Source organism: Flavobacterium sp. NPDC079362 (assembly GCF_050267765.1).
Lineage (GTDB): Bacteria > Bacteroidota > Bacteroidia > Flavobacteriales > Flavobacteriaceae > Flavobacterium > Flavobacterium azizsancarii.
In genome coordinates this window covers 81,465-99,682 of sequence record NZ_JBNNFM010000003.1, presented here as the reverse complement: position 1 = coordinate 99,682, position 18,218 = coordinate 81,465, and the positions used below count along the sequence as shown (strand labels likewise).

The window sequence follows — 18,218 nt, the reverse complement described above, 5'->3', positions numbered from 1 at the left end:
TTGTGTTTTTTATAAAATGAAATTAAATTTATCGAATGCACAAAAAAGCCTGATAAATCGAGATTTATCAGGCTTTTGAATTTACTAGTAGCGGGAAGCATTCAATTATCTAACCGGTTTATTGAAGATTTTTATAAAGTTGCAACAAGAATTTGACTTCTTTTTTAGATCGAATCATAAATTCTATCAAAATCTATATCCAGCACTCAATCCAAATTTTGCAACAATATTATGGTCTGTTTTATTTGCATTAACTAGTATACCGCCATAACCAATATTTGCTTCAAAAAGAAATCCGCTTTTACTGACCCATTTCCAGCCTCCGCCGGCACCGAGAGCAAAATTAATAACGTCGGGATTTTCGGTATATGTTGAATGATCTTCTGAAGCGTATATTTTTTTGCCATCTGTTGAAGCCAGCATTCCAAATCCTTCAATAAACCAGCCTGAAGCGTATTTTTTACCAAAATATCTTCTGTAATACGGAGATATTGAGTAATTTACATCCTTTTCATTTTTTGTATTATCAAATACATAATGAAAAGAAAGTCCTATGACGAATTATGGTTTAAATGTCTTTCGTAACCAACCTGAAAAGATTGCCATAAAGGAGCAAGAGTATTTAGTTTAATTTCATTATTTTTCTGATAAGGATCAGTTTCATTTTGAGCATTAGCAGAATAAAATACAAACAAAACAATAAGCAGTGCATAGTTTTTTTTCATAAAAAGTGATTTGAATTATTTAGACCCAAAATTCACATAAGAAAAACTAGAAAAGGTTTCAAAAGCTTAAAACTGTATAAATTGGTACTTATTTGCTGGCGTTTTTATATTCATTTGGTGTCTGACCAGTAACTTTTTTAAAGGCTTTGTAAAAAGTCGTTTTTGAAGTAAACCCGGATTCTAATCCCATCGTCAACAAATTATAGTTTTCATATTCAGAACTGGAGATCATTTTCTTGACAGTTTCAACCCGATATTGATTGATGTAATTGGCAAAGTTATCTCCTGTTATTGTATTTATAATTTGTGAAACATATCCCGCGCTTATACCTAGTTTTTCAGCGACTTTTTCTCTGTTTAAAGTACTGTCAGTATAAATGTGGTGCTCTTTGCAAAGAAGTTCCAGTTTTTGAAAATAAAGATTATCTGCCGTGATAGATTCCCTATATTCTTCGGGTGTACTATTTTCTTCCGTTAGGCTGTTTTCTTTAAATTGAAGACTGGCAGACGAAACAGCTAAATTGGTATTTAGAAAATTATAGATGGCATCTTTGTTCTTGGCAAGCTTGTATTTGTAAATGCCTATATAAGCTGTCCAGTGCATTATTAATGTTGCTGATATAGCCACCCCACTCATTGTAGAAGAATTGTCTAATTGAAAAAACAAGCCAGCCAAATAGGTAGTTAGCCAGACAAGCAGCAGTAAATACATTGTAGTTAATAAGATAATGACCCATTTTTTCTCTTGAGGGTCTTTTAAACTCCTTATCATAAAATAAGAGTAAAGAGGTAGAAATAGAATGATGATAACGGCCAATAAAAGCTGAATCAGCTGAAGTATATTGATTAGGTACATGTAAGCCTCAGGAATTTTATAAATTCTTGCTACAATGTCAAGAGAGACTGTAATATTAAGAATGCTGTTATAGGCAAATGGAATATAACACAAATAAATTTTTTGTCTGTTTTTTACGTCATCATCAATGCGGTTTATAATAAACAAAAATGTGAAAACAGGTAATAGAAATATCCAATCGATAGCGTCTATAAAACGTAATAAAGGATAGGATGTAAATACACCTTCAATTTCAAAAACATAATTTAGCAAAACAATGGAAAGTGCAAATAGTAAAAAGGCCAGGTATTTGTTTGAATTACTATTGAATAAAGAAGACTTCAAAATAATTAAGCCTAAGACAATTCCCTGAAAAATCGCAATATTTAAAAGTGTTGTATAAATCAAAGTTTAATGAAAAGTTAGTTTTAAAATTTGGTTTCAGTTTGTTTTAAACAATTCTGTCAATAAGCATTTGTTAAAATGTACTTTATTTCGCACGAATTGATAAGACGAATTTAGATTAATAGTGATGGTTTTCTTAAAGGATTAAGAAATGATTAACTAAAAGCTTAAAGAATTATTAAGCATTCTCTTGCTGGCGCGAGCGTCTCGCTCGTGAACGTAAAGTATTTAAAAATAAAAAAGCTCCAAATTTCTCTGAAGCTTTTCTCTTAGTAGTTCGCCGCGGCGAAGATTCGAACCTGTGTCCGCGGCGGCGGATATAAGCCCGATAACCTAAATTTATTCTATAAAAAAAGCTCCAGATTTCTCTGAAGCTTTTCTCTTAGTAGCGGGAAATCTTGATAAATCTAACCAATTTATTGATGATTTCTATAAAATTGTTTGTGCTTGTGATTACTTTTAGGATAATGTACCGATGACTATTGAATTGTCGAACTTTTTTATCGAAGATTTGAAGAAATTATCCTTTGCTTATATAAAATTAAACAAACAATGTTCTTGAGCGGGATTATGTAGCGTTTCTGAATCTCCGACTCAAAGGATAAACTATTAAAATAGGTAAGAAAACGACAATGACATCTGTAACGAGCATGGTCATTGGTCCTGATATTTTAACAGCCTGATACGCTAAAAATAAACCAATATGCCCAACGACACCTCCGAACATAGAAATTATCATTTCTTTTCCCGTTAGTACATTATTTTTTGGATGCACATAACTTATCCAGATAGAAATCGGAATGAATAGAAAAATACCTGTAAATGCTCCAGGGCTCTCATATAGTGGAACCTTGTCTATAACCAGTACGGTCAATAGATGTACAATCCCATTGACTAATATAAAACCATAAAAGGTTAACGCCATCATTGGGTTTCGCTTCCCCATAAAGGCGGCAATAGGAGCAGCGAGCCAAACTAATGCGATGTTTACAACGGGATAATGCACTAATGGTATAAGACATTCTTTTCCTGCATATTGTGCTCGACATACATCTTCCACAATTTTATAGGACATTGTACTTACATCAATGTGCAAGGCATATTCTTCAAATTGATGCAATAAATAAAGTGGAACAGCTAGCCACCCCCACCAATAGTAATCTTTATAGAATGGTTTAGTGATATCTCTTCGAAAAATATTTGTGAAAAACAAAATCACCAGCATTGGTAGAGCAATGCCCAAGCCTATCCACGGCCATGCAAAGTCAAACTTATCATAAAATGTTGTCATAGTTTTTTACTGTTAAATGTTTAGGCTAATTTAATGTTACAAACAACACTTTCACTCAAATTAATTTGATTTCGTGTATTATCCTTAAAAATTTTCATACACTAAATAACAGAAAATTTTTTATTTTTTATGAACTTTCAGTTTGAGATTACTTAGCCAAGTTGGCGTAATTCCCATAAAACTAGCGATGTCCTTGGACTGAAACCGCTGAAACAAGAAACTATAGTGTTCTAAAAGCCACTCCAAAAACGCCAAACTTGTAAGTCCTGTAACGTGGTTTTGTAATCGATTAAGTGTTTGGATATACAGTAATGTTTTTAGATAAACTTTTTGAGCAAAGAAAGGATATTTGGTTACAGCGCCTACAACAAAATCATAAGGAATAACTACTACTTTAATATCTTCATTTACCCTAGCGAAATGGTGAACTGATGATTCTTCTACTCCAAAAAAAGTGTTTCCGCTAAAAGGCAAAAAACTTTCGGTATGGAACATAATGGCTTTTTCTTCACCTTGGGGAGTAATAACAAATTGCACTAAACTTCCGCTTATAATTAGAAAAGTTTTACGTGGGTCTTTATCCGTAAACAAAATTTCTCCTTTTGGAATTTCTAAATAATCGGCTTTTTCCTCAAGTTCATTTAAAAAATCTTTGGTAATATCAGGTTTGTAATTTTCTCGGAATAGGTCTAAAACAAAAGTTGGTAGCATTTTAAATCGTTTTTTTACTAAAGTAAATATTAAAAATTAGTAAATTATTGTTGGTTGTGATTTTTTATTAGGTATTTCAATAAAAGGGGACCACTTTTTATTCTACCTATGTATAATTTTTGAGCATAAAAAAAAGCTCCAGATTTCTCTGAAGCTTTTGTCTTAGTAGCGGGAACAGGACTCGAACCTGTGACCTTCGGGTTATGAGCCCGACGAGCTGCCTACTGCTCTATCCCGCGTTGTTTCGGGTGCAAAGATACGCCGTTTTTTGAGAAATCCAACGAAAACTTTAAAAAATGTTTTATTTTCTGTATTGAGTTGATATGACTACCTTTGCAAATTAAATAATACACAAATGTCACATAAAGCAGGTTTTGTAAACATCATCGGGAATCCAAACGTTGGAAAATCAACATTGATGAACGCCTTTGTTGGAGAAAGATTATCAATCATTACATCAAAAGCACAAACAACTCGTCACCGTATTCTAGGGATCGTGAATGGCGAAGATTTTCAACTTATATTATCGGATACTCCCGGAATCATCAAACCCGCTTATGAAATGCAGGAATCGATGATGAACTTTGTAAAATCAGCTTTTGAGGATGCTGATATTCTGGTTTATATGGTCGAAATAGGAGAGCAGGATCTAAAAGACGAAGCTTTCTTTAATAAAATCATTCATGCTAAAATTCCGGTTTTGCTGTTGTTGAATAAAATCGACAATTCAAATCAGGAACAATTAGAAGAACAAGTAGCATTCTGGACAGCAAAAGTACCAAATGCTGAAATTTTCCCAATCTCGGCTTTACAGAATTTTAATGTACCGGAAGTTTTTGGGAGAATAATTGAGTTATTACCGGAATCACCGGCATATTATCCAAAAGATCAATTAACAGACAAGCCGGAACGTTTTTTCGTAAACGAAACAATTCGTGAGAAAATCTTGTTGAATTACAGCAAAGAGATTCCATATGCGGTTGAAATCGTAACAGAAGAATTTTTTGAAGATGAAAATATAATCAGAATCCGTTCGATCATTATGGTAGAACGTGAAACTCAAAAAGGAATCATCATTGGACACAAAGGTGCAGCTCTTAAAAAAGTAGGTACTGAAGCTCGTGCTGATTTAGAGAAATTCTTCGGAAAACAAATTCATATTGAACTGGTAGTAAAAGTGAACAAAAATTGGAGAAGTAATGCCAATATGTTGAAACGTTTTGGTTATAATCAATAAGAGGTGAAATAGTTTTTAGATCTGAAAGTTATTAAGAAATCATTCTGTTTTTTTTAGCCCAGATCGAAATAAAAACCCCGCAGTATAAAAATATTATTGTTCTTGTATTTGCAAAGCGACCAACGGAAGCTTTGCAAATGCATTAGAACAATTTTTTTTGCGAGGAGTTGAAATGCAGAGCTGGAATAGCTCCTCAAAAAAATATAATTCTTGTAATTCATAAAAATCGTTAAGGTTTCTTGATCTGTTTAAGATCCTAAGATTTCTAAAAATACTTTTTCGATTTCATTCATTTGTTTTTCGCCATTTTTCCGAATTTGCTTAGCGATAAAATAAAGCAAAATCCAGGCGATCACCATCAAGGATAGTATAATAAGATCAGTTTACACTGGTGTTTTTAGGACGTAATGAGTATAGGCGATTCCGCAAAAAATGATAAATGTTCCTGCGATCATAAAGTGCAGAAACATAAAAAATGTCCATAAATTAGGATCAGGTCCAAATAAACCACGAATGTGACTTTGATTTTTGCCTCTTGATTCCATTTCGAGATGTAAATGTGGCGACCAATATTCCTTTTTAGAGCTTTTTATATCGATCCAAATATGATACCCTTTTATTTTCAGGATGAAATCAGGCGAGTTTTTGGTGGTAAAATAGTTGAATTTCTGAAGCAGGGAATCTATGTTTTGATCGACCTCTTTGTAAAAACGCAGACGTAGACGGATATCGTTATTGGTGTCCATAAAGTAGATAATGAAGTGATTAGCTGTATAAGTTAAAGCTAATATATCAAAAAAGTGATTCTTTTTTGATTTTTAGGTGGTAATTTTCAGACATTTTCACTGAATGCTTAAAACAGTGAACTAGAAAGTAAAAAAAGACTACCTTTGCAAAAAATTAAAATAAAGCATTTTGGATTTGTAAGAGATAGGATTCTAGGAAACTAGAATTTAAATTCTGAAATCTAAAATCTAAAATTTACAAAAATGAATAACATTGTTGCGATAGTAGGAAGACCTAATGTAGGGAAATCAACCCTTTTTAATAGGCTGATACAAAGAAGAGAAGCTATTGTAGATTCAGTTTCTGGAGTTACCAGAGATAGAAACTACGGTAAAAGCGAGTGGAACGGAAAAGAGTTTTCTGTCATTGATACCGGTGGATACGTTCGCGGGTCTGATGACGTTTTTGAAGGTGAAATCCGTAAACAAGTAGAATTAGCGATCGACGAAGCTGATGTTATTATTTTTGTAGTTGATGTTGAGGAAGGTATTACACCAATGGATGACGTTGTTGCCCGTTTGTTGCGTAAAGTGACTAAACCGGTTTTATTAGCGGTAAACAAGGTAGATAACGCAATGCGTGAGAAAGATGCAATTGAGTTTTATAACCTTGGTTTAGGGGAGTATTACACGTTTGCAAGTATTTCAGGAAGTGGAACTGGAGATTTATTAGATGCTCTAATTGACTCATTTCCTGTAAAACCAGAACCAGTTCAGGAAGAAGTTGTTTTACCTCGTTTTGCTGTTGTAGGACGTCCTAATGCAGGAAAATCAAGTTTTATCAATGCATTAATTGGTAAAGAACGTTTTATGGTAACTGATATTGCAGGAACAACCCGTGATGCAATTGATACTAAATTTGACCGTTTTGGTTTTGAATTTAACCTGGTAGATACTGCGGGAATCCGTCGTAAAGCGAAGGTAAAGGAAGATTTGGAGTTTTACTCAGTAATGCGTTCTGTTCGTGCGATTGAGCATGCAGATATTTGTATCTTGATTATCGATGCTACCCGTGGGTTTGAAGGTCAGGATCAGAGTATTTTCTGGCTGGCAGAGAAAAACCGTAAAGGTGTTGTAATCTTAGTAAACAAATGGGATTTGGTCGAAAAAGATACCATGTCTACACGTGATTACGAAGCAAAAATTAGAGAAGAATTAATGCCTTTTACAGATGTGCCAATTTTGTTCGTTTCGGCTTTAACGAAACAGCGTTTATTGAAAGCATTAGAAGCTACAGTTCAGGTTTTTGAAAATAGAAAGCAAAGAATCCCAACTTCTAAATTCAATGAATTTATGTTGAAGGTGATCGAAGCTTATCCGCCGCCTGCAACAAAAGGTAAATATGTAAAAATTAAATATTGCATGCAGTTACCAACTTTAACGCCTCAGTTTGTGTTTTTTGCAAACATGCCACAGTACGTTAAAGAACCGTATAAAAGATATCTCGAAAATAAGATTAGAGAAAACTGGGACTTTTCAGGAGTACCAATCGATATTTATATCAGAGAAAAATAAAATAAATAAGTCCTCACAAGGGACTTTTTTTACGCCTTGTTTTTATTCGAATTGATGATATTCATACTAAATGGCATACTATTTGAATAAATGTTAAAAATACAATTAAACCTTTTAGCTCTTTTTGAGTCTTACTGTTTCTAACTAACCAATTTATGACCAAAATTTATTATTTCCTGATTTTTTCTCTTTTTTGTTATTCGGCAAGTGCTCAGAATGATATTGTTCTTAAAGGAACTGTTGTTGATATCAATACACAATTGCCACTCGAGTTAGCGACTGTTTATTTTACAACAGTAAAAGATTCTACAGTAATCGAATATGCTACAACGGATAAAAACGGATCTTTTACTATTAAAACAAAAAAATATGATAAACCTATTTTTCTAAAGGTAAATTATATGGGATATCAACCATATTTTGAAGAAGAGAAAGGACTTTTGGAAAGTAAAGACTTTGGTAAATTGTATTTACTTGAGGCTGCAAATGCTTTAGATAATGTGGTTATAAAAAGCGAAGCACCGCCAATTACAATCAAAAAAGATACGCTCGAGTTTAATGCGGGTTCTTATAAAGTGCGACCAGACTCGAATGTGGAGACTTTGCTAAAACAATTACCGGGATTTGATGTAGGTACTGATGGAAAAATTACTGTAAACGGGCGGGAAGTTAATCAGGTATTAGTAAACGGAAAGACATTTTTTGATAAAGATGGTGCCATTGCTTTGAAAAACCTACCGGCAGAAATCATCAAAAAAATTCAGGTTTCTGATTTTAAAACAAAGAAAGAAGAACTATCTAAACAAGAATCGACTTCGGATTTTTCGAGTATTAATATCACTATTGACGAAAAGAAAAACAAAGGTTACTTTGGTAAAATTCTGGGCGGATATGGATCTGATGATCGTTATGAAAGCAGTCTTCTTTTGAACTTCTTTAATAATAAGCAAAAAATTAGCGTTCTCGCTTCTTCAAATAATATTAATTCTACCGGTTTTGCGATGGATGAGGTGTTTGATAATATGGGAGGCGGGAGAAACAGCAAAGGCAGCAGCGGAAGCTCAGGAAGTGGCAAAGGAATCACGCAATCGAACCTTATAGGGCTGAATTATTCTGATGACTGGTCTAAAAGTTTAGCAGCGATGGGAAGTTATAATTTTTCGAATTCAGTTAATAATAACGAAAGTAAATCGGATCAGGTTAGTTTTTTACCAAGCGGCAATATTGCTACTTCGGCTGATTCTAAAACAAGAAACGAAAGTACCGGAAACAACGTAAATTTTGAATTAGAATATAAAATAAATCCAACAACCCGATTGGTGATCGTGCCAAAAGTCAATCAATCCCGTACGAATGGTAATTCAACATCCTCCAGTTCTTCTGAAGATGAAAACGGAGATGCTTTGAATGAAAGTAATGCAAAAAATTATTCAGAAAGTACCAATACAACCTTTGGGAACACGATTAATTTCAATAAAGCGTTTAAGAAAAAGTCCCGTAATTTTAGTATTGTATTTGATAATAATAATGCCAAGACAGATGCTGAGGCACTCAATCTTTCTCAAACTATTTTTTATCAGGACGGCAAACCAAATGACGATAGAAATCAGCAAAGTAAAAACATAAGTAATTCAGATGTTTATTCTCTTGAGTTTGAATATACGGAACCCGTTACTGATTCATTAAGAATAAGGTTCGGTTCTGATTTTGACTGGAAAAGCGAAATGAAAGATATGAAAACATACGATTTTGATGCTGCATCACAATCGTATAGTAATCTAAACGAATCTTTGACAAATTATACTACGTCAAAGCAAAATTCATTCAGTCCCAAAGTTGGTATTACTTGGCAGAAGAGTAAATTTACTGTCAACCTGAATTCGAGAACAGCAATTGTAGCCTTCGACAATCACTCTTTATACCTTAACAATGCGACCGATCTGAATAAAAAATATGCTTTGCCATATGGTGATTTTCAGATTAGGTATAAGTTTAGCCGTTCAAAGAATCTGTCATTCAGATATGATTATTCGAACGCACTTCCGTCAGCAGTTCAGTTAATGCCGGTTTTAAATTTAACCAATCCATTAAATACAATTACGGGAAATCCGGATTTGAATCCTATCGAAAAAAATAGTGCGAATTTTAGTTTTAGAAATTATGATTTCCGTACACGTTCAGGTTATAGCCTTTACATAAAAGGAGATTATTACAACAACGACGTGGTTTCGACTTCAATCTATGACGATAGCGGAAAAAGAACGACTACTTACGTAAATATATCCGGTACTTATATTGCTTCGATTGGAGGAAACTGGAATCAATCGATCAAATGGGATGCTCATGTTGTAAGATATGGTTTTGGATTAAATGGTAGTTATTCATTTGATAAAGGTTTTACAAATGCTGTTTTATACAATGCAAAATCAACCGCCATTACACCAAAAGTAAATATGACGTATGAGTATGGAGATTTACTTATTATTTCGCCATCGTATAGTTTATCATACAATCAAACCGATTATGAAAATTCTTCAAGAGATGCCAGCTCGAATGTTGTACACAGAATTAATCTGCAAACCACAAGTTATTGGCCGGCAAATTTAATCTTCGGGAATGATTTTGGATATACTTATAATTCTAATATTTCGAGCAACTTCAAGAAAGATTTCTATCTGTGGAATACAAGTTTGTCTTATGGCTTTTTTGATAAAAAAATCTATGCCAAAGTAAAAGTTTACGATGTTCTGAATCAAAATTTAAGTGCAACAAGAACGATTTCGGCAACCTCGATTCGTGATGAAGAAAATACAGTTTTGAAACGTTACGTAATGTTTTCTCTAAGTTATAAAATTGGAAATTTTGCAGGCGCTGAAAAAGGAGGAAAGAAAAGACAGAGAATGGAGTAGAGAAAGGAACAAAGGTTCAAAGTTTCAATGGTTTTATGTAGAGGCGCACAGCAGTGCGTCTTTTTTTATGCCTACGGATTTTTGCGGATGGAATAGATTTTACATCAATTTTTAAAATTTTTAATCGTGAATTCTCTTTAGAAAAGATATAAGGATTTTATCGGAAGTTTTTTTATTGGAATTTGGAATTTTTATACTGAGATTTTATTTAGAGTTTTCTGTTCTAAATCCTTGGTTTCCGATTAATTCTATGATAAACCGTAAAACGGATAATATCACGATCGTAAAAATCGACCCCACTGGAACGCCTTTGGAAGCTTTTTAAATACCCTAATTCCAAAGCTATATTAGGGTTGAAATGATATCGTAATGCTGCATAAATTCGATTTTGGTCGAAAGTATTTCTTTTGTTGTCTTTTCCGAAATTAAACATGATTTCGTCAGAAATGGTAGCTTTTAAACTTTGTTTATCTTTTTTCCAAAGATCAAATGTCGATTGTAATCTGTATCTAAATCGGTAAGCAAAAGAAAAGTCATCGAGTAATGCTGTTTTAGTTGCTTTTTGAATAAACCGTTCTTCAAGCTGAAAACGATTGTGGAAAGTAATTTTAGCAATATCATTAATAAAAGTGACATCTTGTTGGATTCTGTATTCCGGTACAGCAAAGTCAGGATCAACATGAGGATCTTGCGTATTGACATTAAAATAAGCCAGGCCGCTGCCTAAATCTATATTTTTATGAATTCGATATCTTCCCTGAACTCTTATAATAAATAAATTTTCGTGAAGAGGATTAACGAAACTTCTGTTGTCAAACTCAGGGTGAATAGCCCATTTTTCGGTTATGGGTAAAATGTTGTAATATCGTATCCAGGTTAAGGTTTGTTGGTCCGTCTTTTTTAGACTTTGTGCTGATAAAAAAGGATTTATTAAAACAAGTAATAGTAGCAATCTAAGAACTTTCATTCAATTTGTATCAATTCAGGCTGCGAATATATACAAATCGAGATATAACTACTAAACAATAAAACTTGTTTTAAATTTTATTTTGTGATTTAGCATATTTGATTGCATAAAAAAAACGAGATAGATTTAAAAACCTATCTCGTTTAATATGATTAAAACTAACTGTGTTACAATGAATATTTCAATGTTACTCCGTAAGTTCTTTGATCACCAATTACACCCGCATATTGACCTGTGTTTCCACCAGCAGGTAATAATTGTTCGTAGTAATCTTTATTCAAAAGGTTACGTCCCCAGAAATGAACAGATAAACCTTGAGAAGCGCGGAAACCTAAACGAGCATTAAAAATGGCATAACCCGGAACTACTAAATATTTTGAAGCCGATGGGCTTGACGAAAATTCAGAACGAGCATAAGAATCTAAACCAAGGAATATTTTTCCTGCGTTTCCAAAGAATTTAGCATTATCGGATAATTCTCCGCCTAGAGATCCTGCCCATTTTGAAGCACCCGGTAATTCAGTTCCTGAAACATCTTTGAAGGCTACAGCAGCTCCAGTTTCTTCTAACGGAAGTGGTGCATTTGTAAATTTGATGTATTTACCATCAGTATAAGTTGCAGCACCATTGATTGTTAAGTGTTGGCTTATTACAAAACTTGCATCAAGTTCAGCACCTCTCACACGTACTTTATCTGCATTGGCAAGATACCCGCGGTTTACACCTAATTCAGCAGCCTGAACGTTTGTTTGAAAATCTTTGATGTCAGTATTAAAGAATGTCAGGTTGAAAACTGAATTTCTAAAAGGAGATGTTTTTACCCCAATTTCATAATGATTTACTTTTTCAGGCTTAATTACTGCAAGATCAAGTAATGGTAAACCTTTTGAATCAGTTGGAAGTCCAGCTACATTTACACCAACCGGTTTGTAACTTTTTGCATAAGTTGCGTAAGCATTGATTTTGTCAGAAGCTTTAAAAGATACTGTTATATTTCCAGAGAAATCTGTATTATCAGTACTTGAATTAAAAGCCTGATCAGAGTAAACAGATTTTTTCAAAGCAAGTAATGCCGGATCTGTAGTTTGAAGACCTCCGTATGTTGTACGAGCATAACGAGCATCTTTTTTATCGAAATTATATCTTAAACCTGGCAATACGTGTAAACGTTCTGTAATTGCCCAATCAATTTGGCCAAATACTGCCGCACTCGATGCTCTGATATTTGCATCAGTTTTGATTCCGTATCCTTCAAAAAGACCGGGAGTTTTCCATAAGGGACTTGTTGAACTTTGTGCAAATCTCCATTGAGCGTTCCCAGATTCTTCAGTACCATTTGTTTGAGATGTCTGATCTATAAAAAATACCCCTACAACACCGCTTACTTTAGAGGTTAACTGACCTGCGTAACGTACTTCTTGTGTAAATTGTGTTTGTCTTGTTGGGTTTTGTGATTTTGCCAATACCTGTAATCCCGTAAAATCTCTGTCATTTGATGGATCCCAGTTCCAAAAACGCCAAGCTGTAGTTGAAGTAAGAGTTCCAGATCCAATTTTTGTGTCAATATTAAGAGATAAACCTCCCATATCTTGTCCTGAACGCCATGGAGTATCGTGGTCAATTTTACGGTCAAAAGCATTTAAGCTTGGTAGTTGATAATTTAAATCTTTAATAATAGCATCAAACTGGCGATAAGCAGCTCTTTGAGTAGGAGCAACACCGGCAACAACTTGTGCATATCCGTCAGGGCGTTGCGTTGTGATATCTCCGGCAAATATAATATTGGTATTTACAGTTGGAGTCCAAAGTAACTGACCTCTAATCCCCTGATTGTTTAAAGTATTTGTAGGTCTTCCTGTAGCAACATTGTCAATAAGACCGTCACGTTGTGTTCCTGAAAAGGATAAACGACCTGCTAATTTTTTTCCTAAAGCTCCTGTAACAGATGCTTTAGCTTGTAGAAAGGCATAATTTCCGTAACTCACTTCAAAATCAGCTCCTGAAGTAAAACTTGGTTTACGCGTTGTAATGTTAAAAGCTCCGGAGGTGGTGTTTTTACCAAACAAAGATCCTTGTGGTCCGCGTAATACTTCGATTTGCTCGATATCGATAAAATCTAAAGTCGTAGCAGCGGGACGTGCATAATATACACCATCAACATAAAAACCAACTCCGGGATCGATACCATCATTAGTAAGTCCAAAAGGAGAACCAAGGCTACGAATGTTGATTCCTGTATTTCTGGGATTTGATGAATATAACTGTACAGAAGGAACTAATTCTTTAATACGGTTAACGTTAAAAGCTCCTGTTTGCTCCGCTTGTTTTCCAGTAATAACTGATATTGCAATTGGTACATCCTGAACTTTTTCTATTCGGCGTCTGGAAGATACAACAACTTCTATAAGTTCGTTTTCTTCTTTAAGCGTTACTTGTAATGGAGTAGTAGGTAAATCAACAAGTTCAATCTCAGTAGTTTTATAGCCTACATATTGAACTAAAATAGTGATAGGAAGTCTTCCTTTTGTATCAAGGCTAAATTTTCCGCTAGGATCTGTAGTTGTGTTAGAAGTTGTTCCTTTTATAACAACGTTGACGGCTTCTAATGGAACGTTTTCACTTGTTTTAACAACGCCTTCAATGTTTTGTGCAAATGAAATAGAGAAAGTAAAAACAGATAATAGTGTAAGTATATTTTTTATAGAATTTTTCATTTTTATATTAGTTATATGTGATTAGTAGAATTTAAATTAAATTTTTTTTACCAGCACATACACATCATAGAAGAATTGTTTTTTACAGTCTTGAATTGACTATTTTGGTTTTTTTGCAAAAGATTTTTTGACACACCCGATCGATTGTAATTTACTTTCATATTGGTTAAAATTTGTAAATTGGTTAGTTGATTTTTTTGCAAATATATGTAAATTCTATAGATTTACTAGGAATTAGGAAATATTTTTTTATTTCTTTACAAGTGAGGCGATTGTGATGCCTTGCATCGCTTTAAGAGTTTCGTCTCGAATGATCATTAAGCCGTGTCTTAGGCTACATTCTTCCTCAGTTTTGCAATCTGAGCATGGTTCGTAAAAGTTTAACGAAGCACATGGTAAAAGCGCAATTGCACCGTCGAATAAACGATGAATTTCTGCCAAAGTAATATCATTTTTGGAGCGTATCAGATAATATCCGCCAAATTTTCCTTGCTTACTACTCACAAAACGTCCTCGTTTTAGATCTAATAAAATCTGTTCTAAAAACTTTTTAGGAATATTGGCGCCATCAGCAATTTCTATCGTTCTGGAAATGTGATTTTCGTCCTGTTCTGCTAAATAAAGTAAGGCCTTAAGGGCGTATTTTGCTTTATGTGATAACATCTATTTTGAATTATAAATTGTAAATTATGAATGATAAATTTAAACTAAATTTTATTAGTATCAACTTAAAACCTGAAACTAAAAAAACTTGAAACTAAAAACTTTACCAGCCTCCGCTGGAACCTCCGCCGGAGAAACCACCTCCGCCAAAACCTCCGCCAAAGCCACCTCCGCCACCGGATGATCCGCCACCAAAACCTCCTCCAAATCCGCCACCGCTGCTTCTTCCAAGACTGCTTAGAAGGATAACATCGAGTAAACTTGGACCTCCACCGCCGTTATTGCCTGAATTTCCACCGCCGCCTTTATTTCGGGACAGCAAAATTAATACAATTACAACAATAACAATGAATGGCAGTATCGGAAAATCATTTCCTTTTGCCTGTTTGCGTTCTCCCTTGAATTTGCCTTTAAAAACATCAATTATGGCATCTGTTCCTTTGTCAAGACCATTATAAAAACTGCCTGCTTTGAATTCCGGAATAATAATATTTCTGATTATTGTTCCACCAATTCCTGCAGTCAAACGATCTTCAACTCCATATCCCGGATTAATGGCTATTTTCTTTTCGGCCTTAGCCAATAAAATAATTACACCATTATCATCTTGCTTAGTTCCTCCAATTCCCCAGGTTTGTCCCCATTTTGTAGCTAGTTGGCTAACATCTTCTCCTTTTAAACTTTCGATTGTAATAACTACAATTTGTGTTGTGGTAGAATCAGAATAACGAATTAGTTTTTCTTCTAATTGTGCCTTTTCAGATGCGCTTAAAACATTCGCATAATCATAAACTGAAGTCTGAAAACTTGGTTTTTCCGGAATTGTAAATTGTGCAAAAATACAATTGGTGGTAAAAAAAGCGATTAACAAAAAGGTAAATTGAAAAAGTCCTTTTGAATGAGATATTTTGTTTGTGGAAATTTTCATTATTTATCCTTTTGAGATTTCGTTTGATAATTCGTTAGTGTCCCCTTCAAACGAAGGAAAGTATTTTTTTAATTGTTCGCCGGCGTTCAGAATGCCATCAACAATACCTTGCTTGTAGTTTCCTAACTTAAATTGGGCAATCATGGTCTCTTTGGTGCAGTCCCAAAAATCTGATGCAACAACATCATGAATACCTTTGTCTCCACAAATTGCAAATGTTTTATCTGCTACAGCAAAGTAAAATAAAACCCCGTTTTTTAGTTGGGTTTCATTCATTTTTAATTCGTGAAAAACTTCTAAAGCCCTATCAAAAGGAACTTTAGAAGTTGTTTGTTCTATATGTACCCTAATCTCGCCAGAAGTGTTTTTTTCAGCCACGCAAATAGCATCAACAATATGTTGTTCTTCTTCTTTGGATAAAAAATCTTCTACTTTTGACATTGGAGTTATTTTAGAGTTTAGTTTGTTGATTTTAGATTTACCTAAAATGTAAAATTCTTTTTTAGAATTTTACTTCAACTGGTTTATCAGCACCTGCAACAGCTTCGAAATATGGTTTTTCTTTGTAATCTAAGAACCATTTGTTCGGGATAGCAAGAATATAACCATTATAATCTTGTACAGCTTCGTTGAAACGTGTTCTGGCCGTTAAAATTTGATTTTCTGTACTAGCCAATTCATCCTGTAATTTAAGGAAGTTTTCATTCGCTTTTAATGTTGGGTATTGTTCAACAGAAACTAACAATCTTGATAAAGAAGAGGATACCCCACTTTGAGCCTGGTTGTATTGAGCCAATTGCTCTGGAGTTACATTGCTTGGATCGATTGTTACCGAAGTAGCTTTTGCACGAGCCTCAATTACAGCTGTCAATGTTGATTTTTCGAAATCTGCAGCACCTTTTACTGTGTTAACTAAATTTCCAATAAGGTCATTTCTTCTTTGGTAAGTAGTACTTACATTTCCCCATTCTTTATTAACTGCTTGATTTTTTTGCAAACCAGTATTTTTAATTCCAATTGACCAAAAAGCAATAATAGCAATTAGCGCTATAATAATTCCTACGGGGATTAACCATTTTTTCATATCTGTTTTAATTTAAGTTTGTTTTTGATTTATTTAATAAATATACTATAATTCGTTCTTAATATCGTTTAATTGTGTTTTTATGGTCTCTAATTTACGTATTATTTCGAACTTATCTAATGTTTTCTTTTGTCCTTCTTTAAGGTGTGTTCTGGCGCCATCAAGTGTAAAACCTCTTTCTTTTACCAAATGATAAATTAATTGCAGGTTGGTAATATCATCCGGAGTAAACATTCTGTTGCCTTTGGCATTCTTTTTTGGTTTTAAAATATCAAATTCACTATCCCAAAATCGAATCAATGATGCATTGACATTAAAAGCTTTGGCAACTTCGCCAATACTATAATATCTTTTATCTTTTGAAAGCTCAATATGCATGATTTGTAATTTTCTGTTTTTATTCCAAAAATACAACTTTTTGGAGGATTAATCTAATGATTGGTTTTCCTGATTTGCCATTTGTGAAATTGCCACATATTCTGCTGCCGATATATTGCCGTAATAAAAGTTCAGCGGATTTACGACTTTTCCGTCTTTATGTACTTCATAATGGCAATGCGGACCTTCAGATCTGCCGGTACTTCCCACATATCCAATAACATCACCACGTTTGACATGTTGTCCGGCCCTGCAATTGTATTTGCTTAAATGGGCGTACAAACTTTCGTATCCAAAACCATGCCTGATGACGACGTGGTTTCCAAATCCTGAAGCCGAATTATCTGCTCTTTCTACAACACCATCGCCAGTGGCATAAACAGGAGTGCCTGTGTTGGCTGTAAAATCCATTCCGTTATGCATTTTCCTCACTTTTGTAAAAGGATCAGTGCGATATCCAAATCCTGAAGCCATTCGCTTAAGGTTTTCGTTACGAACAGGCTGAATCGCCGGAATTGCCAATAATAAATTGCCTTTTGTACTCGCCAGTTTCAAAATTTCATCTAATGATTTCGATTGAATGGCTAATTCTTTTGATAATCTGTCAATGCGTTTTGTCGTATTTAAAACCAATTGTGAGTTGTTGTAGCCTTCTAGGTCTCTATAACGTTTAGAATCTTTAAAGCCTGCTTTTCGGATAGAATCGGGAATTTCAGTTTTATTAAAATAAACCCTGTAAATATTATTGTCCCTATTTTCTAATGCCTCAGTTACATCGTCGATTTCATCCAGTTTTTTATTTAAAATTGAATATTGCAATTTCAGATTCTCGATTTCACGAGCCTGTAAACGATCCTTTGGTGTTTCAAAATAAGGAGTATTCAATAAGAGAACAAAAACTAAAAAACCAAACAATGCCGAAGCCAGCAAAAACAATAATGCATAGCCAAATTTGATTCTTTTTCTGGTCTTTATTTTTGTATAAGCCAGATTTTCTGAGTCGTAATAATATTTTACTTTCGCCATATTTTAAAATACCCTATTTTTGCAGCTTGTAAAATAAGTTAGTAG

At 34.0% G+C, this 18,218-nt stretch carries 17 protein-coding genes and 1 tRNA gene; 3 read left to right on the top strand and 15 right to left on the bottom strand.

The features are described 5' to 3' along the window. Positions 1-186 precede the first annotated feature (186 nt). The 6 genes from ACQKCJ_RS04375 to ACQKCJ_RS04350 all read right to left on the bottom strand — a co-directional run bounded on the left by ACQKCJ_RS04375 (position 187) and on the right by ACQKCJ_RS04350 (position 4,206). The gene (locus tag ACQKCJ_RS04375; RefSeq protein WP_427401456.1) at positions 187-423 is read right to left on the bottom strand and encodes a hypothetical protein; all 237 of its coding nucleotides are present in this window, start codon (positions 421-423) and stop codon (positions 187-189) included. Positions 424-551: 128 nt separating this feature from the next. Then, positions 552-725: a hypothetical protein gene (locus ACQKCJ_RS04370; protein ID WP_427401455.1), complete on the bottom strand. Its 174-nt coding sequence runs from the start codon at positions 723-725 to the stop codon at positions 552-554. Between the two features lie 88 nt (positions 726-813). Beyond that, positions 814-1,968, bottom strand: a complete 1,155-nt coding sequence (locus tag ACQKCJ_RS04365; RefSeq protein ID WP_427401454.1) for a helix-turn-helix domain-containing protein — start codon at positions 1,966-1,968, stop codon at positions 814-816. 565 nt (positions 1,969-2,533) lie between these two features. Further along, the gene (locus tag ACQKCJ_RS04360) at positions 2,534-3,256 is read right to left on the bottom strand and encodes an HXXEE domain-containing protein (RefSeq protein WP_427401453.1); all 723 of its coding nucleotides are present in this window, start codon (positions 3,254-3,256) and stop codon (positions 2,534-2,536) included. Between the two features lie 120 nt (positions 3,257-3,376). Further along, the gene (locus ACQKCJ_RS04355) at positions 3,377-3,967 is read right to left on the bottom strand and encodes a Crp/Fnr family transcriptional regulator (RefSeq protein WP_427401452.1); all 591 of its coding nucleotides are present in this window, start codon (positions 3,965-3,967) and stop codon (positions 3,377-3,379) included. Between the two features lie 166 nt (positions 3,968-4,133). Next, a tRNA-Met gene (locus ACQKCJ_RS04350) sits at positions 4,134-4,206 on the bottom strand. Between the two features lie 116 nt (positions 4,207-4,322). Between ACQKCJ_RS04350 and era the strand changes: the two genes are divergently transcribed. Continuing rightward, positions 4,323-5,204 carry a GTPase Era gene (gene era, locus ACQKCJ_RS04345; protein WP_041517423.1) on the top strand — a complete coding sequence of 294 codons (882 nt, stop codon included), beginning with the start codon at positions 4,323-4,325 and terminating at the stop codon, positions 5,202-5,204. A 383-nt stretch (positions 5,205-5,587) separates the two neighbouring features. Here the strand turns inward: era and ACQKCJ_RS04340 are convergent, their stop codons facing one another. Continuing rightward, positions 5,588-5,950: a GTP-binding protein gene (locus ACQKCJ_RS04340; protein ID WP_271334948.1), complete on the bottom strand. Its 363-nt coding sequence runs from the start codon at positions 5,948-5,950 to the stop codon at positions 5,588-5,590. Positions 5,951-6,193: 243 nt separating this feature from the next. Here ACQKCJ_RS04340 and der point away from each other — a divergent pair, with 243 nt between their 5' ends. Next, a complete protein-coding gene (gene der / locus ACQKCJ_RS04335) occupies positions 6,194-7,504 on the top strand; it encodes a ribosome biogenesis GTPase Der (RefSeq protein WP_271334947.1) in 1,311 nt (436 codons plus the stop codon). A 155-nt stretch (positions 7,505-7,659) separates the two neighbouring features. After that, entirely contained in the window at positions 7,660-10,413 is a 2,754-nt protein-coding gene (locus ACQKCJ_RS04330; protein WP_427401451.1) for an outer membrane beta-barrel protein, read from the top strand. Positions 10,414-10,636: 223 nt separating this feature from the next. Here the strand turns inward: ACQKCJ_RS04330 and ACQKCJ_RS04325 are convergent, their stop codons facing one another. From ACQKCJ_RS04325 to ACQKCJ_RS04290, 8 genes are all read right to left on the bottom strand, one after another. Continuing rightward, positions 10,637-11,380: a DUF2490 domain-containing protein gene (locus tag ACQKCJ_RS04325; protein ID WP_427401450.1), complete on the bottom strand. Its 744-nt coding sequence runs from the start codon at positions 11,378-11,380 to the stop codon at positions 10,637-10,639. 167 nt (positions 11,381-11,547) lie between these two features. Beyond that, positions 11,548-14,094: a TonB-dependent receptor gene (locus tag ACQKCJ_RS04320; protein ID WP_271334944.1), complete on the bottom strand. Its 2,547-nt coding sequence runs from the start codon at positions 14,092-14,094 to the stop codon at positions 11,548-11,550. A 249-nt stretch (positions 14,095-14,343) separates the two neighbouring features. After that, positions 14,344-14,757 (bottom strand): RrF2 family transcriptional regulator, encoded by a 414-nt coding sequence (locus ACQKCJ_RS04315; protein WP_041517419.1) that lies wholly within the window; start codon positions 14,755-14,757, stop codon positions 14,344-14,346. 103 nt (positions 14,758-14,860) lie between these two features. After that, positions 14,861-15,685 (bottom strand): TPM domain-containing protein, encoded by an 825-nt coding sequence (locus ACQKCJ_RS04310; protein WP_427401449.1) that lies wholly within the window; start codon positions 15,683-15,685, stop codon positions 14,861-14,863. A 3-nt stretch (positions 15,686-15,688) separates the two neighbouring features. Beyond that, positions 15,689-16,126: a TPM domain-containing protein gene (locus ACQKCJ_RS04305; protein WP_271334942.1), complete on the bottom strand. Its 438-nt coding sequence runs from the start codon at positions 16,124-16,126 to the stop codon at positions 15,689-15,691. A 61-nt stretch (positions 16,127-16,187) separates the two neighbouring features. After that, a complete protein-coding gene (locus tag ACQKCJ_RS04300; protein WP_110837347.1) occupies positions 16,188-16,769 on the bottom strand; it encodes a LemA family protein in 582 nt (193 codons plus the stop codon). 45 nt (positions 16,770-16,814) lie between these two features. Next, positions 16,815-17,147 carry a MerR family transcriptional regulator gene (locus ACQKCJ_RS04295; protein ID WP_271334941.1) on the bottom strand — a complete coding sequence of 111 codons (333 nt, stop codon included), beginning with the start codon at positions 17,145-17,147 and terminating at the stop codon, positions 16,815-16,817. 48 nt (positions 17,148-17,195) lie between these two features. Next, positions 17,196-18,173: a M23 family metallopeptidase gene (locus tag ACQKCJ_RS04290; protein ID WP_271334940.1), complete on the bottom strand. Its 978-nt coding sequence runs from the start codon at positions 18,171-18,173 to the stop codon at positions 17,196-17,198. Positions 18,174-18,218: the final 45 nt, after the last annotated feature.